Origin of the sequence: Actinoalloteichus sp. GBA129-24 (genome assembly GCF_001941645.1) — a bacterium.
GTDB classification, from domain to species: domain Bacteria; phylum Actinomycetota; class Actinomycetes; order Mycobacteriales; family Pseudonocardiaceae; genus Actinoalloteichus_A; species Actinoalloteichus_A fjordicus.
Window position 1 is genome coordinate 3,757,958 of sequence record NZ_CP016077.1, and the last position, 26,074, is coordinate 3,784,031.

Below are 26,074 nucleotides of genomic sequence, written 5' to 3' on the forward strand. Positions count from 1 at the left end.
CGGAGTGGTCCATGTCAGGTGCCCTTCTGTTCCAGAGCCAGGTCGACGAGTGCGTCCAGGTCCAAGTCCGCGAGTTCGTCCGCACGGAGGTCCGCACCCGGCACCTGCTCGCGGATCTCCGCGTCCTGCGCCGGGCCCGCTGCCGGGCGCAGCAGGCCGGACAGGTGCATGGCCAGCTCACGTGGTGTCGGGTAGCTGAAGACGACGGTGGGCGGTAGCCGCAGCCCGGTGGACGAGGTCAGGCGGTTGGACAGTTCGACCGAGGTCAGCGAGTCGAACCCGAGGTGGGTGAACGCCTGGTCGACGTCGACGGCCTTCCTGGACGGGTGTCCGAGCACGACGGCGGTCTGCTCGCGGACCCAGTCCAGCACGGCCGCCTCCGCCTCCCCCTCCGGCAGGGTGGCCAGCCCGGCGGACAGGTCGGGTGGGCCCCCGGTCGTGCTCGTCCGGTTCCGGAGCGGACCGTCGCCGTCGACGAGGTCGCGCAGCAACAGCGGCAGCTCGGCGCCCGTCTTCCCGCGTAGCGCGGAGAAGTCCAGCCGGGCCGGGATGAGCAATGGCTTGTCGATCGCGCATGCCGCGTCGAACAGGGCCAGTGCCTTGGGTGCCGGCATCGCGGCGACGCCCAGCCGCCGGATCCGCGAGAGGGCGGCCTGGTCCAGGTCCGCGGTCATGCCGCCGCGCTGTTCCCACCAGCCCCAGCAGAGTGACGTGCCGACCAGGCCGGACGCCCTGCGGCGTGCCGCGAGGCCGTCCAGGACCCCGTTCGCGGCGGCGTAGTTCGCCTGCCCTCCGCCGCCGAGTGTGCCGGCCAGCGCGGAGAACAGGACGAACGCCGAAAGGGTGTGCCCCTCGGTCAGCTCGTGCAGGGTGAGCGCACCGCCCGCCTTGCCGTGCAGCACGCGGTCGAGGCTCTCCTCGGTCAGCGACTCGACCGTGCCGTCCGCCAGCACCCCCGCCGCGTGCACGACCGCCGTCAGCGGGTACCCGTGGGGCATGTCCGCGAGCAGGTCCGCCACGGCGGCCCGGTCCGCGACGTCGCAGGCCACGACCCTGACGGCCGCGCCATGCCCCTCAAGGTCCGCGACCAGCTCGGCGGCCCCCTCGGCGGTCATCCCAGCCCGGCTCGCCAGCACCAGGCTCCGCACCCCGTGTTCGGCGACGAGGTGGCGCGCCACCAGCGAACCGACTCCGCCGGTCCCGCCCGTGACCAGCACGGTCCCACCGCCGAAACACCCGCCGACCTCGAGGACCAGCTTGCCGACGTGCCGGCCCTGGCTCATCTCGCGGAACGCCGGGCGTGCGTCGCGGACGTCCCGGACAGAGATCGGGTTCAGCTGTACCCGTCCGTCGGCGAACAGCTCCATGAGCGCCCGGAACATCTCGTGGAGCGCGTCGGGCCCCACCTCGTAGAGGTCGAAGGCCTGGTAGTCGACCCCGGGGTGCTCGGTAGCCACCTGACGGGGATCGCGGATGTCCGTCTTGCCCATCTCGACGAAGGTCCCGCCCTTGGTGAGCAGCCTCATCGAGGCGTCGACGAAGTCGTGCGCGAGGGAGTTCAGGACGACGTCCACGCCGCGGCCGCCCGAGGACTCCAGGAACTTGTCGGCGAACTCCAGATCCCGCGACGATGCCAGGTGGTCGTCGTCCAGTCCCAGACCACGCAGGACCGGCCACTTGGCCGGGCTGGCGGTCGCGTAGATCTCGGCGCCCGCGTGCCTGGCCAGCCGGACGGCGGCCATCCCGACGCCGCTCGCCGCGGCGTGGATGAGAATCCGTTGTCCCTCCTCGAGCCTCGTCGCACCGAAGAGCGCGTAGTACGCGGTGAGGAACGTGCTCGGCACGGACGCCGCCTCGACGTGGCTCCAGCCGTGGGGGACGGGCACGAGCATGCGGTGGTCCGCGACGGCCACGCGGCCGAAGGCACCGGTGAACGCGCCCATCACCCGGTCGCCCGGCGCGAGCCCGGTGACGTCGTCCGCGACCTCCAGGACCGTCCCGGCGCCCTCACTGCCGATCCCTGCGTCGAAGGCGGTTCCGTCCACCAGGCCGAGTGCGATCGTGACGTCCCGGAAGTTGAGCCCGGCGGCGACCACGGCGATGCGGACCTGCCCACTGGTCAAGGGCTCGTCCACCTCGGGGCAGGGCACCCACGTCAGGTTCTCCAAGGTCCCCTTGTCCGGAATGCCCAGCCGGTGGGCGCCGGCCGCTGGTGGTTCGATCCGGTGGTTCGCGGGTGCCGCCGACGTCATGCGGGGGACGAGAACCGCGCCGCCACGCAGTGCCAGCTGGTCCTCACCGGCGCCCAGCGCCTCCGGTAGGCAGACCAGGGACGACTCCTCGTCGTCGATGTCCACCAGCCGGAACCTGCCGGGACGCTCTGTCTGGGCGGAACGGACCAGGCCCCACACCGACGCGCCGGCGAGGCTCTCGACGCACTCACCTCCGCCGGTGTCGATTGCCAGGCGGGTGAGGACGACGAGCGTGGTGCCCGCGAGCCGCTCCTCGGCGAGGAACCGCCGCACCACGCCGAGCACCCGCGTGTCCGCGCTGCCGATCTCGACGAGCGCGTCAAGGCCGTCGGGGAGGAAGTCGTCGAGGCAGAGGACGATGTGCAGGGGTGGCGTGCCCGCGAGGACCTCGTCCACGGACGCGTGGAGCGGGACGTTGTCGTCGCCTGCCAGGGAGAGCCGGGCGGCCAGGCCGTTCGTCGCGCCGAGAACGCCCCACCGCCCTCGGCAGGTTTCCCGCCCGCCCGGAGGCAGCGGTCGCCATCGCAGCTCGAACAGCGACCGCTCGTGCCCGCCGAGCGCCGCGCGCAGCTGCTCGGCGCTCGCCGGCCGGAACGTCAGCGCGTCGACGTGCGCGATCTCGCGGCCGTGCTCGTCGGCGACCACCACGGACACGGCGCCCTCGCCCGCCGGGGTGATCCGGGCCCGCACGGTCGTCCCGCATTGTCCCACCAGGTTCACCCCGGACCACGAGAACGGCATCCAGGCCCGACCGCCGTCCGCGTCGAGGACGGTGCCCGCCGCCACCGCGCGCAGCGTCGCGTCGAGCAGCGCGGGATGCATGGTGAAACCACCGGCGGCCGAGTCGTCGCCCGCGTCGGGCAGCGTGGCGAGCGCGTGGACCTCGTCGCCGCGCTGCCACACTTCTCGCAGCCCGAGGAACGTCGGCCCGAAGTCGAACCCGTTGTCCGCGAGGGAGTCGTGGAGACCGCCGATGTCGAGTCGCCGTGCCCCGGCCGGAGGCCACACCGCGAGTGACGGCGTGTCGTCGGTCGGCACGGCCGGCCGTCGTGCGCTCGGTGCCAGGCTCCCCACCGCGTGCCGGGTCCAGCCGCCCGCCGTGCTGCCGTCCTCGCCAGCGCGCGAGTACACCGCGAGGGAGCGGTGTCCCGTCTCGTCCGCCGTACCGGCGACGACCCGTACCCGCACGTCGCCCGAGCCGGGAAGGACCAGGGGAACGGCCAGGGAGAGCTCCTCGACCGCCCCGCAGCCGACGAGGTCGCCCACCCACAGCGCGAGGTCCAGGTAGGCCGTCGCCGGTACGACGACCGAACCGAACACGGCGTGGTCGGCCAGCCAGCCGTGGGTCCGTAGGGACCACGAGCCGGTGAACATCACCTCGCCGGTGCCGGGGTGGTCCACCACAGCACCCAGCAGCGGATGCCCCGGAGCCGAGAGACCGGCGGCGGCCACGTCCGCGGAGCCCGTCCAGGCGGGGGAGTCCAGCCAGTACCGCTGCCGCTCGAACGCGTACGTCGGGAGGTCCACCCGCCCGCGCGGTCCGAACAGGGCATCCCAGCGCACGTCCCCGCCCCGCACGTGCAGCTGGGCCAGCAGGCCGACGAATGCCTCCACGGCACCGCGGTTCCCCCTCGGCGACAGGACCACTGCGTCGTCCACGCCCGCACCGGCGAAGTTCTCCTTGGTGATGCCGGTGAGCGTCGACCCGGGGCCCACCTCGAGGAAGACACGCGCACCGGCCGCACGGGTGTGCTCCACCGCGTCGTGGAAGCGAACCGGTTCGCGGACGTGGCTCACCCAGTGCTCGACGGAGGTCAGCTCGTCGAGCGTGGCCTCGCGGCCCAGCCTGGTCGAGACGACCGGGATCGTCAGCTCACCCGCGCGCGGCCTGCCGATTGACGCCGCGAACTCGTCCAGGACCGGGTCCATGAGCGGGGAGTGGAAGGCGTGGTCGACCTCGAGCAGCTTCGCCGACCTACCGTCCGCGACGAGTCGTTCCCTGAGCTCCAGGATCTCGTCGCGGTGGCCGGAGACCACCACGGACTCCTGGCCGTTGACGGCGGCGAGGCCGACGTGCTCGTAGCGGCCGAGCAGGGCGCCCACCTCGTCCTCCGAGGCACGCACCGCCAGCATCGCGCCCCACTCGCCGACCGACTGCATGCCCCGCCCACGAGCGGCCACGAGCCTGGCCGCGTAGTCCAGGTCGATCGCCCCGGACACGTGCGCGGCCGCGATCTCTCCGACGGAGTGACCGATCAGGTAGTCGGGCCGGGGGCAGTACCGCGTCATGAGCCGGTACAGGCCGACGTGCAGCGCGAACAACGCGGGTTGCGCGATGTCGGTTCGCTCGCGGTCCTCCGGCTCGTCGGTGAGGAGCAGGGGCTTCAGCGCGAAGGGGAGGAAGGCGGCGAAGTGTTCGCAGGTCTCGTCGAGGCTCTGCGCGAAGACGGGGAACGCCTCGTACAGTTGCCCAGCCACACCGGCCCAGGGCGCCCCCTGGCCAGGGAACAGGAAGGCGGAGTCACCGAGCTTCCCGGCGACACCACGCACCACGCCGGCGGACTCCGTGCCCTCACCCAACAACGCAAGACCGCTCAGCAGCTCGTCCCGATCCCGCCCCAGCACCACCGCGCGGTGTTCGAGTCGAGCCCGGCTCGTCGCCAAGGCCCGACCCACGGCGGCGATGTCCAGGTCCGTGCCGGCGGTGGCGAAGTCGCGCAGCTTCTCCGCCTGCGCCCGCAGCGCCCGTTCCGACCGCGCCGACACGACCCACGGCGTGGGGCCGCCCGCACCGGCCGTGCCGGGTGCTGTCTCCTCGACGGGCGCCTGTTCGAGGACCAAGTGCGCGTTGGTGCCGCTCACGCCGAACGACGACACGCCGGCCCGCCGAGGGCGACCGCCGGTCCCTGGCCACGGCCGCGCCTGCGCGAGCGGCCGCACCGCGCCGGCCGACCAGTCCACGTGCGGCGTCGGCGCGTCCAGGTGCAGCGTCCTCGGCAGGGTGCCGTGGCGCATGGCCATGACCATCTTGATGACGCCCGCCACGCCCGCCGCGCACTGCGGGTGACCGATGTTCGACTTCACCGACCCGATCCACAGCGGCCGGTCCGCGACCCGGTCCCTGCCGTAGGTGGCCAGCAGCGCCTGCGCCTCGATCGGGTCACCCAGCCTGGTGCCCGTGCCGTGTGCCTCGACGGCGTCCACCTCGTCGGCCGTCAACCGCGCGTTCGCAAGGGCCTGGCGGATGAGGCGTTGCTGGGATGAGCCGTTGGGGGCGGTCAGGCCGTTGCTGGCGCCGTCCTGGTTGACGGCCGAGCCGCGCACGACCGCCAGCACGTGGTGTCCGTTGCTCCGTGCGTCGGAAAGGCGTTCCAGCAACAGCAGACCGACGCCCTCACCCCAGGCCGTGCCGTCCGCGGCGGACGCGAACGGCTTGCACCGGCCGTCCGGAGCCAGCCCGCGCTGGCGGCTGAACTCGATGAACGCACTGGGCGTCGCCATGACCGACACGCCGCCCGCCAGGGCCAGCGAGCACTCGCCGTTCCGCAGCGCCTGGGCCGCCATGTGCACGGTCACCAGCGACGACGAGCACGCCGTGTCGATCGTGACGGCCGGCCCTTCGAGACCCAACACGTAGGAGACGCGCCCGGAGGCGACCGCGGTCGAGGTGCCGGACAGCAGGTAGTCCTCGATCCCCTGCCTCGTCGGTGCCCCGTAGTCCTGGTGCGCGACCCCCACGAAGACGCCGGTGCGGCTGCCGCGCAGCGTCGTCGGATCGATTCCCGCCCGTTCGATCGCCTCCCACGACGTCTCCAGCAGGAGACGCTGTTGCGGGTCGAGCGCCGTCGCCTCCCGAGGACTGATCTCGAAGAAGCCCGGGTCGAACTCGTCGGCGTCGTACAGGAAGCCACCCTCACGCACGTACGACTTGCCGTGGGTGCCCAGCTCCGACGCGTACAGCTCGTCGACGTCCCAGCCACGGTTCGACGGGAAGCCCGCGATGGCGTCCCGCTCGGCGACGAGCAGGTCCCACAGGTCCTCCGGCGAGCGCACGCCGCCCGGATACCGGCAGCTCATGCCGACGATCGCGATCGGCTCGCGCGAAGCCGAGGACAGCTCGGCGTTCACCCGGCGCAGTCGTTCGGACTCCTTGAGGGACGCGCGCAACGCCTCGACGACAGCGTCAGCCGGCTCGGCCATCATGACCTCCCCGTCCCGTCGGGCACGTCGTTCCTCATCGCCATGCGCACCAGGTCGGCCACACCCATCTCGTCAAGCGACGGTCCGTCGCCGTTCTCCGGTGGATGGCTCGCGCCGCCTGTATCGGTGCCGCCGGCCGCCGGGTGGCCCGCCAGGCTCAGCAGCGACTCCAGCAGCCCCGCCTCGCGCAGCCGCGCGGGCGAGATCGACAGCACCAGTTCCCGCACCTCGGCGTCGTCCACGTCCGTCGCCACACCTCCGGGCGCACTTCCCCCCGCCGTCCGCTCCGGGAACAGCTTCGCCCGCAGGTAGCGTGCCGCGGCGACCGGCGTCGGGTAGTCGAACAGCAGCGTGGTGGGCAGCCGCAACCCGGTCACGCGCCGCAGCCGGTTCCGCAGCTCCACGGAGGTCAGTGAGTCGAACCCGGCCAGGCTGAACGCCCGCTCGCCACCGATCTGGTCCGGCCCGTCCAGTCCGAGGACCGCCGCGGCGTGCGCGCGGACGGTCCCCAGCAGTGCGTCGTCCAGCTTGCGCTCCGGCAGCTCCTTGAGCCGGGCCACCAGGTCGCCCTCCGACGCATCGCCGGCGTGTCCGGCCGGGGAACCCGCCGCCGTGCGCACGGCGGTGTCGGGGAGGTCGGCGATGAGCCTGCTGGGACGGGCCGCGGTGAAGGCGGCCGCGAAGTCCGTCCACTCCACCTGGGCCACCATCACCTGCATCTCCCCCCGGGTCAGTGCGGCGGCCAGCGCCGCCACCGCCGTCTCGGGCGCCATCGGCGGCAGCCCTCTCCGACGGAGGCGTTCGTCCACCTCGCCGGTCACCAGGCCGCCGCCGCCCCACGAACCCCAGGCCACGGCGGTCGCGGGCAGCCCGGCCGCGCGGCGCACCTCGGCCAGCGCGTCGAGGAAGGCGTTCGCCGCGGCGTATCCGGCCTGGCCGCCGTTGCCCAGTACGCCGGTGGCAGAGGAGAACAGCACGAACGCCTCCAGCCCCAGATCGGCCGTGAGCTCGTGCAGCGCCGTGGCCGCGGCCACCTTGGGCCGCAGCACCTGCTCCAGCCGCTCCGCCGTGAGCGACTCCACCAACCCGTCCGCGAGTGCGCCGGCGCCGTGGAACACGGCGGTCAGCGGGTGTTCCGCTGGCACCGACGCCAGCAGCTCCCGCAGCACGTCGCGGTCGGCGACGTCGACCGCGGCCACGGTCACGGGCGACCCGAGCCCCGTCAGCTCCGCTTCCAGCTCCGCGATGCCCGGGGTGTCCCTGCCGCGCCTGCCGACCAGCAGGAGGTTCGGCGCTCCGGCCCGTGCCAGCCAGCGGCAGACGTGCGATCCGACCGCGCCCGCACCGCCCGTCACCAGCACCGTGCCCGTCGGACGCCAGTCGGGCGCCGGTGCGTCACCGAGCGGTGCGCGGGTGAGCCGCCTGCCGAACGCTCCGGAGGGGCGTACCGCCACCTGGTCCTCGCCATGGCCTCGGCCCGGCCCGTCCGCTCCGTCGACGTCGGCGAGAACCGCGCACAGCAGGTCCGCGACGGGCCCGTCCAGCCGGGCCGGCACGTCCACGAGCCCACCCCACCGCTCCGGCCGTTCCAGCGCCACCGTTCGGCCGAGGCCCCAGACCTGGGCCTGCAGCGGGTTGGCGAGGGTGTCGGCGTTCCCCGTGGACACGGCTTCGCGCGTCAGGCACCACAGCCGGGCTTCGACACCCGCGTCGTCCAGCGCCTGCAGCAGGGCGACCGTGCCGGCGAGGCCGGCGGAGACCGGCTCGTGCGCGGCACCGAGGCCGTCGTCGACGAGCGCGGCGAGCGACAGCACGCCGGTGAGAGGGCTCGCGACCGTGCCGTCGGCGGCCATGGCGGTGAGCCGCCTGCCGAGTGCGGCGCGGTCCCGCAGGTCGGCTGACGCGACGTCCCAGCGGACCACCTCGGCGCGCCGTCGCCGCAGCGCGTCGATCGCCTTGTCCACCACGGGGTCCGAAGTGGCCGACTCGGGGACGACCACGAGCCAGGTACTTCCCGCCAGCCGTCCCGCAGCCCCGGACTCGATGCCGGGCAGCGGCTTCCACGTCACGCGGTAGCGCCGGCTCTCCATGAGGGACCGGTCCAGCCGGCGCCGCCGCCACGACGACATGGCGGACAGGACGGCCGGGAGAGCGGAGTCGACGGCGTCGCGTTCGCTGTCCGCGTCACCCAGCCCCAGCGTGCCGATCACCGCGTCCAGGTCCTCCCGTTCCACCGCGTTCCAGAACTCGGTGTCGTCGGGGGCCTCGGAGCCTGTGATCACGTGGCCGGTGCCGGACGGATCGGCGTCCAGCAGCCAGTAGTGCTGGTGTTGGAAGGGATAGGTGGGCAGGTCGAGGTGGGTGGGTCGGGTCTCGGGATAGAACCCTGACCAGTCGACCGAGGCGTGGGTGTGGGTGGTGGCGAGAGAAGTCAGCACGCGGTGCCAGCCGCCGTCCTCCCGGCGCAATGTGCCGGTCACTTCGGCGGCACCCGCGTGGTCCTCGACCGTCTCCTGCACCGCACTGGTGAGCACCGGATGGGGACTGGCCTCAACGAAGAGGGTGTGCCCGTCATCCAGCAAGGCACGAGTCGCCGCCTGGAAATCAACCGTGGAAGCCAAGTTCTCGTACCAGTACTCGGCATCCATCACGGTCGTGTCCACTATCGGACCACCGACATGACCGGCCACAGTGGAATAGAACGCAACCGCGGCAGGGCAAGGCCGCACCGGCGCCAACAACTCCAGCAACTCCTCGCGCAGGGCCACCACGTGCAAGGAATGGGCGGCGAAGTCCACACCCGGAAGCTCCCACCGCATCAACCCAGCCTTCGACAACACGGCATTGAACTCCGCCACCGCGGTCACCGAACCGGACACCGTCACGGTGGCCGGGCCATTCACCGCCGCCACCGACAAACTGCCATCCCCGTCGCCGAGCATCGCCCGCACCCGATCCTCAGACGCCAGCACCGTCAACATGCGACCCAAACCACGAAGACCCATCAGAGCCTGACTGCGCAACGCCACAAGCCGCGCCGAATCCTCAAGAGTCAGGACCCCCGCAATGTGCGCGGCAGCAATCTCACCCTGCGAATGGCCCACCACCGCATCCGGCACGACACCCAAGTGCTCCCACAAGCGGGCCAGGGAGACCATGACCGCCCACAACACGGGCTGCACCACATCAACCCGATCCAGGCCCGGAGCACCCTCCACCCCGGACAGAACATCAACCAGATCCCAGCCGGTAAACGGCTCCAACACCGCCGCACAGACCCTGAGATGTTCAGCGAAGACCGGCGAGGAGCCCATCAGCTCCACACCCATACCAACCCATTGCGAACCCTGACCGGGAAAGACCATCACCGTCTTACCCGACCTAACAGCCACACCCGTCACCACATGCGCAGACGGCTCACCAGTGGCCAACGACGCCAGCGCACCCCGGAAATCAGCCATGTCCCGGCCGATCACTACCGCCCGGTGGTCGAACACGGAACGACCCGCCACGAGCGCATGACCAACCTGCGCGGGAGTCGCCTGCGGACAACGGTCGAGGTGATCCAGCAGCCGCCGAGCCTGCTCCCCCAACGCGGCCTCCGACTTCGCCGACACCGGCCACGGCAACGCCCCATCCGTCACCACCCGCGACCCCACACCAGCCACGAACTCGACCACCGGACCCTGCTCGATGATCACATGCGCATTCGTCCCGCTGACACCGAACGACGACACGCCCACCCTGCGCGGACGACCCGGATCCGGCCAGGACCGCGCCTCCGTCAACAACTCCACCGAGCCAGACGCCCAGTCCACATGCGACGACGGAGCATCGACGTGCAGCGTCCTTGGCAACCGACCGTGCCGCATGGCCATCACCATCTTGATCACACCACCCACACCCGCCGCGGCCTGGGCGTGGCCGATGTTCGACTTCAGCGACCCCAACCACAACGGCCGATCCTCCGGCCGCCCCTGACCATAAGTGGCCAACAGCGCCTGCGCCTCGATCGGGTCACCCAGGGCAGTCCCGGTCCCATGACCCTCGACCGCGTCGACCTCGTCGGCCCGGACCCCGGCGTTGGCCAGAGCCTGCTGGATCACGCGCTGCTGCGAAAGGCCGTTGGGGGCGGCCAGGCCATTGGACGCACCGTCCTGGTTGACCGCCGAGCCCCGCACGACCGCCAGCACCTCGTGGCCGTTGCGTCGCGCGTCCGACAGTTTCTCCAACAGGAGGACACCGACACCCTCGCCCCAGCCCGTGCCGTCTGCTCCCTCGGCGAAGGCCTTGCAGCGGCCGTCCGGCGCGAGGGCGCGCTGGCGGCTGAACTCCACGAAGATGCCGGGGCTCGACATCACCGTCACGCCGCCCGCGACGGCCAGGTCGCAGTCGCCGGCGCGTAGCGCCTGCGCGGCCAGGTGCAGGGCCACGAGCGACGAGGAGCACGCGGTGTCCACGGTGACGGCGGGGCCATGCAGGCCGAGGGTGTAGGCGACGCGGCCGGAGAGCACGGAGGTGAAGTTGCCGGTCAGCAGATAGCCACCGGCCCTGTCGTCCGCCTCGTGCAGTCGTGGCCCGTAGTCCTGGGCGAGCGCGCCGAGGTAGACGCCCGTGCCGCTGTCGCGCAGCACGGCCGGGTCGACCCCGGTCCGCTCGAGGGCCTCCCACACGGTCTCCAGGATCAGGCGCTGCTGCGGGTCCATGGCGAGGGCCTCACGCGGGCTGATACCGAAGAACTCGGCGTCGAACCGGTCCGCGTCGTGCAGGAACCCGCCATGGCGCGTGTACGAGCGGCCCGCGCGGTCCGGGTCGTCGTCGAAGAGGGCGTCGAGGGGCCAGCCGCGGTTGACGGGGAACTCGGAGATGACGTCCTTCTCGTCGAGGACCATCTGCCACAGGTCTTCTGGCGAGGCCACGTCGCCGGGGAAGCGGCAGGCCATGGAGACGATGGCGATGGGCTCGTCCGCGTCGCCGACGGGGCGCGTGGTGACCGGCACCGCCGCGGTGGCCGTGCCGGTCAGCCGCGCGGCGATCTGCTGGGCGAACTGCTCCGGCGTGGGGTGGTCGAAGAGCAGCGTCACCGGGAGCCGCGCACCGGTGGCGTCGACCAGGCGGTTGCGCAGCTCCACCGCGCGCGCGGAGTCGAGGCCGAGGTTCTGGAACGTGTCCGTGCCGTCCAGTTCCGCGTCCGCGTCCAGCCCCAAGACGAGAGCGGTCTCGATACGCACCAACTCCAGGAGGCCGTCCGTGACCTGCTCGGCCGCCGCGCCCGGTGCTTCGGCCGCCGGGGCATGGCCCGGCACCGACGCGGGCAGGTCGATGAGCGAGGCATCCGGGCCGAACGCCGGCCGCCAGTGCACTGTGGCGCCGCTGTTGTGCAGTCGCGCGAGCGAGGCGAGGAACCGGCGTGTTCCCAGCTCGTCGCGGCGCAGCGTCTCCACCACGACCGCGTCGGACTCCAGGTCGTCCAGGGTCTGCTGGAGCGCCAGGGTGATGACCGGGTGCGGGCTGATCTCGACGAAGGCCTGGTGGTCGGCCGCCAGTGCGCGCACGGACCGCTCGAACCGCACCGTGTTGCGCAGGTTGGAGTACCAGTAGGCGGCGTCCAGGGTGGTGGTGTCGAGGAAGTCGCCCGTCACGGTCGAGTGGAAGGGCACGGTCGCCGTGCGGGGCTCGACCGGCGCGAGCCCGGTGAGGATCTCCTCGCGCAGCGCCTCGATGTGCGAGGAGTGGGCCGCGAGGTCCACGGGGATCCGCTTGGCCGGCATGCCCTCGGCGGGGAGCTCGTCGAGCAGCCGGTCGACGACGTCGCGGTCGCCGGACAGGATCACCGACCGTGGTCCGTTGACGGCGGCGACGGCGACCCGGTCGCCCCATTCGGCGAGTTTCGGTTCCAGGGACGCCAGTGGCGCCGACACGGAGATCATCCCGCCCCTGCCGGCGAGCCTGGCCTGGGCCCCGCTCCACAGGGAGACCACCCGCGCCCCGTCCTCCAGGGACAGGCCTCCTGCGACGACCGCGGCGGCGATCTCGCCGTTGCTGTGCCCGAGCACGGCGGCGGGCCGCACCCCGAAGGACTTCCACAGCTCGGCGAGGGCCACCATCACCGCGAACAGGGCGGGTTGGACGACGTCGTCACGGTCGAGGGACGCGGAGCCGGGCGTCCCCCGCAGGACGTCCTCCAGTGACCAGTCGATGTAGGGGGCGAGTGCCCTGGCACTCGCGTCCACGGCGTCGCGGAACACGTCGGAGTCGTCGAGGAGCCCGGCGGCCATGCCGATCCACTGGGAGCCCTGGCCGGGGAAGACGAAGACGATCCGGTTCCGCGCCGCGGCGCTGCCGCTGACCAGGCTGGTGCTCCGGTCGCCACACGCGAGTGCGGCAAGTTCGTCGGTGAGCTGCTGCTCGTCGTCGGCCCACAGGACGGTCCGGTGCCCTGCGGCGGAGGGTTCCGCGGCGGCGATGGACATGGCGAGGTCGCGCAGCCCTGGCCGGTTCTCCTCGTACTGTGCGAGCAGGCGGCGCGCGCGGGCCCGCACGTCGTCCTGGGTCGCACCGGAGACGACCAGGGGGAACGGGCCATTGCGCAAGCCCGGACCGCCGGTGGCGAAGTCCTCGTTCGCGGCGGCCGCCACGACGACGCGGCACCCGGCGCCGCTCGTGCTCGACGAGGGCCGCCCGTGCTCGACGGACAGCACGGCCTCGAGCAGCGCCGCCATGCCGGACGCCAGGCCAGGACCAGGAAGCGTGCCTTCCGGTCCGGACGCCGGCTCGGTGTCGTCGACGCGCAGCACCGCGTGCACGCGGTCGCCGTCGGCCCGCGCCCGAGTGAGGGTCTTGAGCACCAGCACGATGCCGACGGCGCTCTCGGGGCCGTCGACGCCACCGGCGAGCGTCACGTCGGTCCGGCCGTCGCGCAGGCTCCGCGTGGCCAGGAGCACGGCCCGCAGCGCGGACGCGGCGCCGGTCGTGACGGTCGGCGTGAGCCCGCGCGACCCGACGTCGTGACCCGCGGCCGGCACGCCGAGGAAGAACTCCACCCCGCTGCCCCGGAAATCCTCCTGCGCGATGCCCGCCGTCGTCAGTGCCTTCCGGACCAGGGCGAGGAGCGTCGGTCCGTCTTCGACGGATGCGGCAGGCCGCCGCGCCGACGTCCTGGCCTGGGTGAGCAGCGTCCAGTAGGCGTCGGGGTCATGGGCTCCGGGGAGGCTGCAGGACATCCCGACGACGGCGACATCGGTGGCTGCACGACTCATGCGATCCCTTTCGGTTCCCTCTTTCGGGCTGCACTGCTGTCACGCCAGGAAGTCAGCAACCCCAGCAGTTCGTCCCGCGCGTACATGAAGTCGTGGTGGCCGCCGTCGACGACCTGGATGTCGACCGAGTCCGCGTACTGACGCCACCCCTCGAGCTGGTCGAGCCTCACCTCCGGGTCGTCCCGCCAGTGCAGGACGACGACGGGGCAGCGCACCCTGACGGGCTCCGTCCGCCGGTAGGCACGTGCGGCTTCGAGGTCACGGAGCAGCACGCCCATGCCCAGGTCGATCATGTCCGGCCGCGGCACCATCCCCCGGCCGCGGATGACCGACTCGAGCCCGGCGCGCAGCTCGGACTCGGTCATGGTGAGCATCCGGTCGCGCGAGGCCTCGTGCGGCGCGGGCTGGCCGGACACGAAGAGGCACGCCGGCCCGGGCAGTCCCCGTTCGGCGAGGCGGATCACGGTCTCGTACGCGGGCAACGCACCCGCGCAGTGCCCGAAGAACGCAAACGGCGAGTCGACTAGCGGCTCAAGGGGTTCGACCAGGCTGTCGGCGAGATCCTCGTAGGTGCCGTAGTGGGGGTGGGCCAACCGGTTCTCACGGCCGGGGAACTGCACCGGGCACAACTCGACGTCGCCGATCACGGCTGGCCACGCGCTGAACGCCGAAGCCCCGGCTCCGGAGTAGGGGAAGCAGAAGATCCGGGCCGCGTGGTCGGCCGACTGCGGCCGGACGAACCACGGCGACGTGACGGTGCCGGACCCGGAAGTCATGGCGTCCTTCGTTTCTGGACGGCGATGGGCAGATGGGTCATTCCGGCGATGAAGTACGAACGCAGGTGCCGCGGTTCGCCGTCGAGGTCGATCGCCGCGAACCGCTGGAGCAGTTCCTCGAAGAACACGCGCAGGGTCATCCGGGCCAGTGGTCCCCCGACGCAGTAGTGCGGCCCGAACCCGAACGCGACGTGGTGGTTCGCGTTGCCGCGCACGATGTCGAACTCGTGCGGATCGGTGAACCGGGACTCGTCCCGGTTGGCCGACCCGATCCACGCGACGACCGCGCTACCGGCCGGGACCGTGCCCCCGCCGATCCGCGTGTCGCTCACCGCGTACCTCATGAAGTTGCATGCCGCCGACGTCCAGCGCAGCCCTTCCTCGACGAGGTTCGGGACCAGCGACGAGTTGGCCTGCGCCTTCGCGAACTGCTCTGGCCGCTCGGCGAGCGCGAGCACCGTGCCGGAGACGGTGTGCGGCGTCGTCACGTTGGCGCCGAGGAGCAGGCTGTAGCCGTCGAGGGCGATCTCCTCGTCGGTCAGCGGCGCACCACCCGCGTGGACGGTCATGAGGTGGTCGAGCAGGCTCCCGTCCCCACCCTCTCCCGACCGCCGCCGTGCGACCCACTCGGTGATGTAGGTGACGAGCTCGTGGTGGGAGATGGCCAGCGTCGCGGCTTCGTTGCCGAGTAGGAAATGCGGGTCCGACGGGGCCGTCACCATCGCGGTCAGCTGCACGAGCTCGTCCCAGTCCCGCTCCGGGATCCCCAGCAGCGGGCCCGCGACGATCATCGGGAGACGGTGCGCCCGCTCCGCCAGGTCGAAGGTGCCACCGTCGAGCGCGGGCTCGAGGAAGCGCACGACCGCCTGCCGGATCCGGTCCTGCCAGGACGCCACCGCCCGCGCGGTGAGCCTGGCGCCGATCGCCCTGCGGACCTGGGTGTGGCGCGGCGGGTCGGTGGACGTCAGCAGCCTGCCCGCCGCGACATCGTCCACCCCGAGGTGGGTGACCACCGTGCCGCGCTCCGAGGTGAACGTCTGGTACTCGCCGAGCACGCGGCAGACGTCGTCGTAACGGGTCACCGACCAGAACTCGCGGCCGTCCGGCAGGACCTGGTGGTGCAGGGGCGCCTTCGACCGCATCACCTCCCAGATCGGGTGCGGATCGCCCAAGCTGTAGAGGTCCAGGTCGAACAGGTCGACGCGAGCGAGGTCTATATCGCGCCCCGCACCCGGCGTCAACCTCACGTCCCCGACCTCCCCTGGTCAATCATTCAGTTGCCGCCAATCGCGAAGAAGCGGTCACTTCGCCGAAACGAATACTCACCAACGTCACCGCCGACCCGGCCCCCAGACTGTCACCGCCGGGACGACCGCTGAAACCCTTTCGCTGTCCCGCCGACAAGACAGCGTTGAGCCGGGACGGTGAGCAGCCGCGATGAATTTCTTTCGCTTTGGCGAAACCTGTCGCGCCAGCGGCCGGGCGTGTTAGCTTGCGGACGGTGAGACTCTCTGCAGATGACCCACGGGGAGAAGGCGCATGGTCGAGGAGAACCCGTCTGTCCGAACCCAGAAGAGCCTTGAGAAGCGCGAAAACGACCCACCTGCCTTATCGGAATCCTCATCTTTCGTCACAAGAACAGGCTTACTCCTGCCGAAGCGGATGGCATTCGAGAAGTGGGTCGGAATGGGCAGCTATCTGTCCAACATAATGTCCGGCTCATCGTGGTGCCTCGGGGACTGGCTGCTGTACGGGGAGACAAAATTCAGCGGCAGGTACCGCGACGCGATCGAACTTACTTCATTAGATTACCAAACGTTGAGAAATCACGCCTGGGTCGCACGGCGCTTTCCCATGTCTCGTCGGCGGGACAAGTTGAGTTTCACCCACCACGCCGAGGTGGCAGCCCTCCCGCAGCCCGAACAGGGCTTCTGGCTGCTCAAGGCGGAAGAGCACGGATGGTCCGCCAAGCGGCTGCGCCGTGAGGTGAGAGCGAGTCTGCTGGAACGTGGCATCAGCAGCGGCCCGAAACGTGGTGCGGGCCAGAATCCCCGAGCGCTGAACAAGGGCGGCAGCGTCGAGGACGCCGGCGCGTTTTCACCCGGCGGCACCATCTCGCTGAAAGTCTCGGTGCCGGCGGACTGCCTCGAGTTCTGCCGGGCGACGGCCAACAGACTCGGCATCAATGTCGAGGCATGGGCAGCTCAGATCCTCGTGGCGGCGGCAGAAGCACTCGGCGAGCGCGATGACTCCCAGCTGTCACAAACGGGATGAATCGTCCGCGGTCGAGCATCCAGCGTTCATCCATCAGGTGACACGGCCGCTTTCCACTGGTCGCGAAGGGAGTCCTGGAGGCACGTCGTGTGCGACCAGCCGAGCAGGGCGTTGGCACGGCGTACATCCACCTTCGTCCAGGCGCCTTTGCCGCCCGGGTTCCCCGGCATGGTGGCCACGCGCATCCGGACCCGGCGCGGGGGGAGGCCGGCGGCTCCGGTCATCATCTCGGCCACGTCGGGCACGGTGTGCACCTCCCCCCGACCGATGTTGATAACGAGACCGGCGACCGGTGCCACAGCGGCCCGTACGACGGCATCGGCGACATCCCGGATATCGACGAAGTCACGCATGTCCGGGGTGACCGTCAGGTCCAGACGGCCGCCGGGAGGCAGTTGACGGAGCTGCTCGATCAGGGAGCCGAGGAAGCTGGCGGCCGGTGCGCGCGGCCCGCACACGTTGGTGATGCGCAGGACCACGGCGTCGGTCCGGCCCTCGGCCGCGGCTGCCAGTACGGATCTGCTGCCGATGAGCTTGGTCTGTCCATACGGCGCCGACGGGCGCTCGGGATGGTGTTCGTCCGCGGCGTCGCCCGGGGAGATCTCACCGTACTCGTGGACTGAACCGAGGTGCACCAGCCGGGTGGGCGGCGGCACGAGTCGCAACAGCCGGTCGACCAGGACCGTGTGCGCGCGGAACATCTGCTCCTCCGTGCCGCGCCAGCCGGCCCCGGCCGCGTTGACCACGAGATCGCTGTCGGCCACGAGGTCGTTCAGCGCGCGGTCGTCGTCGCCGAGCAGGTCTGCTCGCAGCAGGCGGGCACCTGGGACCACCGGCCCCTCGTGCCGGGCCACGGCCGTGACCTGGGCGGCGCCCGCGCGTAACAGTGCCGCACAGATGTGTCGGCCGAGAGAACCGGTGCCGCCGAGCACGACCGCCGAACCCCGCCGCGATGGGGGTGCGGACAGCGTCACTCGCCCCACTTCATGTAGATCACGGGCTGCTCGCGGAAGGGAAGTTGGTGCAGTGTCATGTTCTCGAGGCCGAGAGTCTCGCGGATCGCGGCGGTCACGCCGGGCCACCTCGGATGCCCTAGCTCGTCGAAGGCGACGATGCTGCCCTTGACGAGGTGGGGACGGATCGCCTGGAGCAGGTCACGGGTCGGTTCGTAGAGGTCGAGATCGAAGAAGGCCATCCCGATCACCGTCTCCGGGTTCTCCTCCAGATAGCGCGGGACCGTCTCCCGGACGTCTCCCTTGACCACGAAGGTCCGTTGGACGTGCGGGATGGAGTCGCCCGCCTCGTGCGCCGCGAGGACCTCACGCAGGTGGTCGACCTCGTCGTCGGGGACGGCGAACCTGCCGACGGTCGCGCTCGGGCTCACCTGGTCGATCTCGGAGACCGTGGGAAATCCGGTGAAGGTGTCGAAGCCGATGATCCTGCGGAATGAGTTGTACGGCTCGTGGAGGCCACGCAGCGCGGCGAGGATGGCGAGATGGCGTCCATGTAGGACACCGAACTCCATGATCACGCCGGGGATGTCGGTCAGCATCCGGTAGAGCGCGTCCATCGTCAGCAGGTCGGCGAGCTGATGACGCCGTAGATAGACGGGAAGATTGTCGATCAGGTACACGGGCGGAATCGGTGTTTCCGTCAGCAGTTTCGTGAGCCGTTCCCGCACATCCTTCTCCTGTGCCGACTCGTGTGGCAGAAGCCGCGGATTCTTGTACTCGGTATCGGTCATGCGGTCGTCCCTTCTCGACAGAACCAGGGCGGTCGAAGCGACACTGGCGTCGGCATATCTTGGCAGCCTACGCCCAGGCACGGGAACAAGGTCCGTGCCGTGTGCGTGTCCCGCCGACGGGACACGCACACGCGCGAAATCCGCACCCCATGCGGGCAGTCGCGCCAGACAATGCGTCAGAGAACCGCACCGGAAATGAATCTCTCCAGCTCCGCCGGATTGTGTACTCGGCGGGCTGATCGACGGTGTGAGATCCGATTGTTGGTCGAGACAGGAGGAACGATGAGCACACCGCCTGCTGCGACGCCGGTCCCCGTCCCCGCGGCGCGTAGCCACACGTCGGCCTCGCGGCTCGCCCGGTCGGCGGGCACGGTACCCAGCCTGGCGGAGTTCGAGCGAACCGTGCGGGACACGCGGGAGCACGTCGTCACCAACACCGAGATGGTGCCGCTGGACCGCCTGCACGGCTGGCACTACGACGAGGGCACGGGCTTCATCGCACACGAGAGCGGCCGCTTCTTCTCCGTCGAGGGTCTCCAGGTGGAGACGAGGAGTGGGCTGACCGCGTGGGGACAGCCCATAATCAACCAGCCGGAGACCGGCATCCTGGGGTTTCTGGCGAAGGAGATCGATGGGGTCCTGCACTTCCTCATGCAGCTCAAGGCGGAGCCGGGTAACCGCAACGGCCTCCAGCTCTCCCCCACCGTCCAGGCGACCAAGAGCAACTACACGGGCATCCACGGCGGGCTGGACGTCCCGTACCTGGAGTTCTTCCAGGACCCCGCACGGCGGCGGGTGATCGCCGACGTGCGCCAGTCCGAGCAGGGGTCGAGGTTCCTGCGCAAGCGGAACCGGAACATGGTCGTGGACACCAGGGAACCAGTCGAGGCGCGGGACGGGTTCGTGTGGCTCACGCTGGGGCAGCTGCACCGGCTCATGTCCACAGAGGATCTGATGAACATGAGCACCCGATCCGTGCTCGCCTGTCTCCCCCTGGGGGACGGTGCACTCGCGACCGGGGACGAGGGTTTCGCGACGGCACTGGTGCGTTCCCTCGCGTCGGACGGCCCCGAGCTGCACTCGCTGGTCGACGTACTTAGCTGGATCACCGAGGCCAGGACGCGTTCCGAGATGCACGCACGCACCGTCCCACTCGACGCGCTCACGGACTGGGAGTTCACGGGCGGTCGCATCACACACCGGGCCGGGCGACACTTCGACGTGGTTGGCGTGCGGGTGGAGGCCGTGGGCCGGGAGGTGGGACAGTGGTGGCAGCCCATGATCCGGGCCCAGTCCACGGAGCTCGCCGCTCTTCTCGTCACCCGTGTGCGCGGTGTGCTGCATGTGCTCATGCAGTTACGGGCCGAGCCGGGCCTGACAGACACCGCGGAGCTGGCGCCCACGGTGCAGTACACTCCGGACCACTACGCCCAGCCACCCGAGGAGCGACCGCCTTTTCTCGACCTGGTCCAGAACGCCCGAGCGGCCGACATCCGCTTCGACACAGTCCTTTCCGACGAGGGCGGGCGTTTCTACCACACCGGCAGCAGGCACGTCGTGGTCGAGACCGGGTGGCTACCGGAACCGCCGGAGTTCCGCTGGCTGACGCTGGCTCAGCTGGAACAGCTCACCCAGCACAGTCACTACCTCAACATGCAGGCCCGGAGCGTGCTGGCCTGTCTGCGATCGCTGTTCAGCGGAGGCGACCGATGACCACCATCAGCGTTGACGACCGGCTATACACGCGACTGGGCCGTACGGCGCTGCGGGTCAGCCGCATCTGCCTCGGCACGGTCAACTTCGGGGGACGGGTGACGGAGCCCGAGGCGCGGGAGTTGCTGGACCACGCGGTCGACACAGGGATCAACTTCCTCGACACGGCGAACATGTACGGCTGGCGGGAGTACAAGGGCTACACGGAGGAGGTCATCGGCAGGTGGCTGGCGTCACGGGCGTCACTGCGCGACCGGGTCGTACTGGCCACCAAGGTGGGTAACCCCATGAGCGACGGTCTCAACGAGCAGGGGCTGTCCGCGCGGCACGTCGTCGCCGCCTGCGAGGCGTCACTGCGCCGCCTGGGCACTGACTGGATCGACCTGTACCAGATGCACCACGTGGACCGGGACGCCGGCTGGGACGAGGTGTGGCAGGCCATGGAGATCCTGGTGCGGCAGGGCAAGGTGCGCTATGTGGGCTCGTCCAACTTCGCGGGCTGGGAGATCGCGGCGGCACAGGAGGCGGCGAGGGCACGGCACTTCCTCGGCGTGGTGTCCGAGCAGTGTCTCTACAACCTCGCCGTGCGCTTCCCGGAGCTGGAACTGCTCCCCGCGGCACGCGCGTACGGAGTGGCCGTGCTTCCGTGGTCCCCGCTGCACGGGGGGCTGCTCAGCGGTGTGCTGCGCAAGACCGCCGAGGGGCGTGCGGTCAAGTCGGGGCAGGGCCGGTCGGCGTCGGCGCTGAAGAAGATGCGCGGCACGATCGAGCGGTACGAGCGGCTGTGTGCGGACTTCGGCCGGGACCCGGCGCAGGTCGGCCTCGCCTGGGTGACGGCTCGACCCGGGGTGACGTCCACGGTCATCGGACCGCGCAACCCCAGCCACGTCAAGGACGCGTTGCAGGCGTTGGAATCGCCCCTGTCGGACCTGGAGACGGCTCGCCTCGAGGAGTTGTTCCCGCCGATCGGCCAGGGCGGGGTGGCTCCGGACGCGTGGCTCACGTAACCGAACCGACGGGCACGACGAAGGATCACGGGAAGCCGTCGCGCCGTCGCGCTTCGGCGTATTCGGGAAGCAGACCCTGCTCGTCGAGTTCCTTCAGGGTGGGTGCCGTGCGGTCCCGTTCGGACAGCACCGGCTCCATCCCCTCCGGAAGTGGCAACGCCAGATCCGGGTCGAGCGGGGAGAGCGCGAGCTCGAGGGCGGGAACGTAGTCGCCGGAGATCATGTAGGAGATGACGGTGTCGTCACGCAGGGCGGCGAAGCCGTGCCCCACGCCGACGGGGACGTACAGCCCCCGCACGGTCTGACCGCTCAACCGGGTGGTGTCCCAGCGGCCGAACGTGGGCGAACCCTTGCGCAGGTCCACGACGAAGTCCTGTGCCTCGCCGGCCAGGCAGCACACGAACTTGGCCTTGCCGGGCGGGCACCGGGTGAAGTGGATACCGCGCAGCGTGTCGCGCTGGGAGATGCTGTAGCTGAGCTGGGTGACAGAGAACTCGCTCCTGCCGGTGTGCGCGGCGAGCGCCTCCTGACTGAAGGGAGAGGCGAACGTGCCGCGCTGGTCGCGGTGGATCTCCGGGGAGAACGCGACGACTCCCGCCACGGCGAGTTGTCGTGCGTACATGTGATCTCCTCGTTTGGCAGCGCGATGCACCACTATCCAGCGTGCTGACGTCCCGCGTCGAGTGCATGGCCGGTCAAGGCGCTCACTCGGACCGGTCCGCCGCCTCCAGAAGGACCTGGGCGGCCCATGTCTCTATGTTGAGGCCGAGCCTGCTCGCCGTCGTCCGGCAGACCTCGAGATGGTCCGCCGGAACCGCGACACTGAGCGAGACGGTGTGGCCGGGTGTGGTCGTGTCCGGCTCTCCGGTCTTCCGGCTCCACTGCAGCTCTCGCACGTTTCGACCCTCGCCAGGATCCTGCTCGTCACCGATGACACGTTCCTGGAGACTCGCTCTCACCTCGCGGCGCAACCGCTTGGCGGACCATCCGCATTCGTCCGCCTTGCGCAGCCAGAAGTCCTGCTCAGGCTCCGAAAGAGACGCCACCTCGGCGTGATGGGTGAAACTCAACGTCTCCCGTCGGCGGGAGATGGGAAAACGCCGAGCGACCCATGCGTGGTTTCTCAATGTTTGATAGTCCAGGGAAGTAAATTCGGTGGCATCGCGATACCTTCCACTGAAGGACTCCTCCCCGTACACCAGCCAGTCTCCCAAGCACCAGGTCGACGCGGAAATCGCATTGGAAAGATAGCTACCGATTCCGACCCATTTGTCGAATGCGATCCGGGCTCGGGTTTGGTGGCGTCGTCGCCAGTCTGACCAATGATCGGTGTGTGCCTGTGGGTGCGCAGGACGGGTCAGGGTGGCCCAGAGTCGTCTGATTTCATTGCAGGACATGGGAATTAGATCGTTTCCCTCACCGCTGGTGCCGCTTTTTGGTGGTCGCGGACACGTTCAGCGTGGGCGGTGACAGCGAGGAACGCCGCCGCGAGCATGGACAAGGTGATATGCCGGTACCAAGCGTCGTACTTGCGAACCTGATAGTGATCCAGCCCGGTCTCGTTCTCCCCCGACATTAAACGCCAGCCGGACTGCGTCGCATGGTCGACATCGTCGATAGGGGGTATAACTCGGCCTCAACGACTCGACGAGTGCCACGACATCGGAACAGCGCCGACGGCCGAAGAGAGAGTGGATAAATGACACCGTCCGAGCCTGACCCGACCGTCATGCCACGGTTCTGCCGGGAGGTCGTGCCAACGATGTTGACAGAGGCATGTGGTGTGGACGCCGCGCAGGCGGCGGAGATCGGCGAGGACGTGTTGGTGCGGGCGTTGTCGTTCGCCGCCCTTGATGACCCGGATCGGGATGTGCTGATGAGCCCGTTCGTTGAGGAGGTGTTCGACCACGATCCGCCCGAGTCCGCCCTGGAGGTGAAAGCCGCGGTGGCGGTGGTGGTCCGCAACGGCCTGCTGGAGGAGACCCACACCAACGGTCCGCTCAACCCCGGCGGTATCCAAGCGATCACCACTGCCGCGACGGCGCCGCTGTCCCATCTGCTCGCCGCGGGCCGTTGTGGGCTCGTGCGACCGGACGGTGAGAACCTCTTCGCTGGCTTGCCAGACACGTATCCTCGCGCGTGGAGCTGTCTTGCCACGCTCGCGGACACCATCGGCCCCGGCGGACGCAGCGCCTACCGACCTCCCGACGGCCCCGTGCCCACGCTGCCGGAGCCTGGTGAACTGGTCGAGGCGCCCGCCGCGACCAGTGACGACCGCGTGTCGGTCCTGAGCGGGATCGATGACCGGTTCGACCGGCGCCTGGTCGAGATGCTGGACGCGGCCGCCTTCCACGGCGTCGTCCTGTGGATCTCGGCGTTGAGCAGGATCTCCCGCAACCTCGAGAAACTCCTCCGCACGCTCGAGTTCCTCATCGCGCACAACGCCACCGTCCTGACCACCAACTACATGATCCGCGGCAGCGACGTGTGGGTACGACGCGGCGTGTTCGTGAAACCGGTCAGCGAGGACCCCGCCGCGTGCCTGTCCGACAGTACCGGCCTCACCGGCGCCCATAAGAAAGCCTACGAACAGGTAGCTAGGCAAGTCGCCCAACACCGCTCGAAGATGTGACGCACTGGGCCAATCAGGTACAGGGTCCTCGCCGCAGGTCACGCCCCTTGTGCCATCCTGACACCGCCGCAGTTGCGCGGTCGGCGCCTGGGGCCACGATGGATGCGTGAACGGTGTCAGCCAGGTGTCACGGGTCTCCTCACGCCCCAGCCAGGTGCGGGAGCGGCTGATCGGCGCGCTCATCCCCGACGCACTCGGCCACGGCAACGAGGACGCGCGCGTCCCGCTGGCCGTGCTGCCGACGCTTCGCCGGCTGGACCACCTCCACCCAGCGACGTTGCTGGTGTCGACGAGCAGGATGGACCGCTCCGGCCGTGTCCATGAACGGATCCTGCTACGCGAACTCGGCTGGAACCCCGGCAGCCGGGTGGACATGGACACGATGCACAGCATGATCCTCATCGCCGCCACCCCGACCGGTCAGCACACCATCGACCACCGCGGCGCCATCAAACTCCCCGCCCCCATCCGGCGCCTCTGCCGGATCGAATACGGCCCGCCGCTCGTGCTCGCCGCAGTTGTACCCGAACAGGTGATGGTCGTTCACCCCTCCGCCACCGTCGCCCACCTGCTCACCACGCACTACACCGACCTCATCCGCACCGAGTTGGACCGTGCGGGCTTGGAACGCGCCAACCATGATCCCGTAGACGGAGGATCGCGATGACGTCCCCGTACGACCCGCTCGATCGGCTGCACGAGGCTCGTCAAGCACTGGCCAACCTCGGCCTAACGGTCGCCGACCTCCTGGACACGGAGCACGTCGATCAAACACCGACCTTGGGTGAGTACCTGCCCACAGTCATTGATGCCGCTGGTCCGGGGGCCAACCGCACCTACGGCACGTACTGGGCCCGCATGGCCACCCTCTGGGGCGACCGCCGCCTGAACGAACTGCGCGCCAGCGACATCGAAGGTATGAAGAACGTCGCCGCCGCCTCAGCCCGCTCCCGCCGATCTCACCGTCATGGCCGGCACGCCGGCGAACACGTCGTCGCAGCGGCCCGCGCCATCTACAACCGCACCATCGCCGACGGCCTCATCGACCACAAACACAGCCCCGCCCACCGCGTCACCAAACCCCGCCGACTCCCGAACTCCCGCCGCGCCCTCAGCGGATGGGAGCTCGAGCAGATCAACGCTACAGCCCGCGTCAGCGGCAACGACGCCGTCCTCGATGCACTCCTGCTCCGACTGCACACCGAGACAGCGTGCCGACGCGGCGGCGCGCTCGGCATCCGACTCGAGGACCTCGACCCCGATCGTTGCCTGGTCAAACTCCTGGAGAAGGGCAGTACCGTCCGCTGGCAACCCATCACCCCAGCACTCGCCAACTGCCTGGTCGACCACGCCACCGCCCGCGGCGCCGTCCTCGCGACCGATCCCCTACTTCGGTTCCGTGATGGACGCCCACTCACCAGCAGACGCTACGACCACCTCTGGAGACGCCTCGGCGAACGCCTCCCCTGGGTCGCCACTCAAGGCATCTCCACACACTGGCTCCGCCACACCACTCTCACGTGGGTGGAACGACACTTCGGCTACGGCATTGCCCGCGCCTACGCCGGACACACCGACACGGCTGGACCAGCAACCACCACCTACATCAAAGCCAGCCTCCAAGAAGTCGCGACCGCCCTCGCCGCCATGACCGGCCAACCCCATCCCCTGGCCCAAACATGATCCACGCGACGCAACCAACACCTCCGACCAACGACTCAACCCTGTCGACGGTGAGGTTGTGTACCCGTCGTGGTGCGTCGTAGGCGTCGACGACAGAGACCGAGGCATCCCGGTGATCCGCAGTCTCGAAGCGGTGACCCGGCTCTAGGTCCTCGGCGTTGACCCAGGCGTTCAGGTCCGCGACCCAGAACGGATGCTCCGCGGTCGCAGTGATCATGTCCGTGCTGCCGCCTTCGGTGACGATGGTGACGTCGACCAGCTGCTTGACGCCGTCGCCGACGATCGTTGCCGTCACCAGCTGAACGCTGGTCTCGCCCGTGGTCGGGTCCGTTGCCAGGACCTCGTCACCGACCCCGACGTCCTCAATCGGTTTCGAAAAATCGTCCGGCCTGAGCAACCTCAGTACGGCTTCGCGGTGCCGGTGGCGGGTCCGAAGGGAAGTCTGGGGTGCGCTGCGGCAGCCCGGCTAGCGTCATCAAGTCGCGCGAACCTAATAATTCACGCGGTTTTATAAGATCCCAGGGAGCCCTCCGG

Annotated in this window: 14 protein-coding genes and 2 pseudogenes; 6 read left to right on the forward strand and 10 right to left on the reverse strand. The window is 70.0% G+C overall.

Annotation, left to right across the window (positions count from 1 at the left end; genetic code table 11):
* Positions 1 to 14: 14 nt before the first annotated feature.
* The 4 genes and pseudogenes from UA75_RS16830 to UA75_RS16845 form a co-directional block, all read right to left on the reverse strand.
* Positions 15 to 6,434, reverse strand: a pseudogene (locus UA75_RS16830) (SDR family NAD(P)-dependent oxidoreductase); the annotation flags it as partial.
* Positions 6,435 to 6,451: 17 nt separating this feature from the next.
* Positions 6,452 to 13,711: a type I polyketide synthase gene (locus UA75_RS16835; RefSeq protein WP_075741056.1), complete on the reverse strand. Its 7,260-nt coding sequence runs from the start codon at positions 13,709 to 13,711 to the stop codon at positions 6,452 to 6,454.
* Entirely contained in the window at positions 13,708 to 14,487 is a 780-nt protein-coding gene (locus UA75_RS16840) for a thioesterase II family protein (RefSeq protein WP_075741057.1), read from the reverse strand. The genes UA75_RS16835 and UA75_RS16840 overlap by 4 nt, the downstream gene beginning before the upstream one ends.
* On the reverse strand, positions 14,484 to 15,734 hold the full coding sequence (locus UA75_RS16845) for a cytochrome P450 (protein WP_075741058.1): 1,251 nt from the start codon (positions 15,732 to 15,734) through the stop codon (positions 14,484 to 14,486). The genes UA75_RS16840 and UA75_RS16845 overlap by 4 nt, the downstream gene beginning before the upstream one ends.
* Positions 15,735 to 16,026: 292 nt before the next feature.
* Between UA75_RS16845 and UA75_RS32950 the strand changes: the two genes are divergently transcribed.
* Entirely contained in the window at positions 16,027 to 16,761 is a 735-nt protein-coding gene (locus UA75_RS32950; RefSeq protein WP_157434247.1) for an LmbU family transcriptional regulator, read from the forward strand.
* Positions 16,762 to 16,787: 26 nt separating this feature from the next.
* Here the strand turns inward: UA75_RS32950 and UA75_RS16855 are convergent, their stop codons facing one another.
* Together UA75_RS16855 and UA75_RS16860 are read right to left on the reverse strand one after the other, a co-directional pair.
* Positions 16,788 to 17,735, reverse strand: coding sequence for an NAD-dependent epimerase/dehydratase family protein (locus tag UA75_RS16855; protein ID WP_198044160.1), 948 nt, complete (start codon positions 17,733 to 17,735; stop codon positions 16,788 to 16,790).
* Positions 17,732 to 18,505, reverse strand: coding sequence for a class I SAM-dependent methyltransferase (locus tag UA75_RS16860; RefSeq protein WP_075741060.1), 774 nt, complete (start codon positions 18,503 to 18,505; stop codon positions 17,732 to 17,734). The genes UA75_RS16855 and UA75_RS16860 overlap by 4 nt, the downstream gene beginning before the upstream one ends.
* 282 nt (positions 18,506 to 18,787) lie before the next feature.
* Between UA75_RS16860 and UA75_RS16865 the strand changes: the two genes are divergently transcribed.
* Both UA75_RS16865 and UA75_RS16870 read left to right on the forward strand, forming a co-directional pair.
* On the forward strand, positions 18,788 to 20,218 hold the full coding sequence (locus UA75_RS16865) for an NDP-hexose 2,3-dehydratase family protein (protein ID WP_075741061.1): 1,431 nt from the start codon (positions 18,788 to 18,790) through the stop codon (positions 20,216 to 20,218).
* A complete protein-coding gene (locus UA75_RS16870) occupies positions 20,215 to 21,225 on the forward strand; it encodes an aldo/keto reductase (RefSeq protein ID WP_075741062.1) in 1,011 nt (336 codons plus the stop codon). The genes UA75_RS16865 and UA75_RS16870 overlap by 4 nt, the downstream gene beginning before the upstream one ends.
* Before the next feature lie 25 nt (positions 21,226 to 21,250).
* Here UA75_RS16870 and UA75_RS16875 read toward each other — a convergent pair whose 3' ends face one another.
* The 3 genes and pseudogenes from UA75_RS16875 to UA75_RS32955 all read right to left on the reverse strand — a co-directional run.
* Positions 21,251 to 21,847 (reverse strand): dTDP-4-dehydrorhamnose 3,5-epimerase family protein, encoded by a 597-nt coding sequence (locus UA75_RS16875; RefSeq protein WP_075741063.1) that lies wholly within the window; start codon positions 21,845 to 21,847, stop codon positions 21,251 to 21,253.
* Between the two features lie 82 nt (positions 21,848 to 21,929).
* Positions 21,930 to 22,622, reverse strand: coding sequence for an LmbU family transcriptional regulator (locus UA75_RS31855; protein ID WP_198044161.1), 693 nt, complete (start codon positions 22,620 to 22,622; stop codon positions 21,930 to 21,932).
* A 5-nt stretch (positions 22,623 to 22,627) separates the two neighbouring features.
* Positions 22,628 to 22,792 (reverse strand): annotated as a pseudogene (locus UA75_RS32955) (IS701 family transposase); the annotation flags it as partial.
* Between the two features lie 216 nt (positions 22,793 to 23,008).
* Here UA75_RS32955 and UA75_RS16885 point away from each other — a divergent pair.
* From UA75_RS16885 to UA75_RS16895, 3 genes are all read left to right on the forward strand, one after another.
* Complete coding sequence (locus UA75_RS16885; protein ID WP_075741064.1) at positions 23,009 to 23,857, forward strand: recombinase family protein; 849 nt, start codon at positions 23,009 to 23,011, stop codon at positions 23,855 to 23,857.
* Positions 23,858 to 23,963: 106 nt separating this feature from the next.
* Positions 23,964 to 24,524: a hypothetical protein gene (locus UA75_RS16890; RefSeq protein WP_075741065.1), complete on the forward strand. Its 561-nt coding sequence runs from the start codon at positions 23,964 to 23,966 to the stop codon at positions 24,522 to 24,524.
* Positions 24,521 to 25,540 (forward strand): tyrosine-type recombinase/integrase, encoded by a 1,020-nt coding sequence (locus UA75_RS16895; protein ID WP_075741066.1) that lies wholly within the window; start codon positions 24,521 to 24,523, stop codon positions 25,538 to 25,540. The genes UA75_RS16890 and UA75_RS16895 overlap by 4 nt, the downstream gene beginning before the upstream one ends.
* On the opposite strand, the gene UA75_RS16900 is transcribed toward UA75_RS16895, so the two are convergent.
* Entirely contained in the window at positions 25,464 to 25,937 is a 474-nt protein-coding gene (locus tag UA75_RS16900) for a polymorphic toxin-type HINT domain-containing protein (protein WP_075741067.1), read from the reverse strand. The two genes, UA75_RS16895 and UA75_RS16900, sit on opposite strands and share 77 nt — an antisense overlap.
* Positions 25,938 to 26,074: the final 137 nt, after the last annotated feature.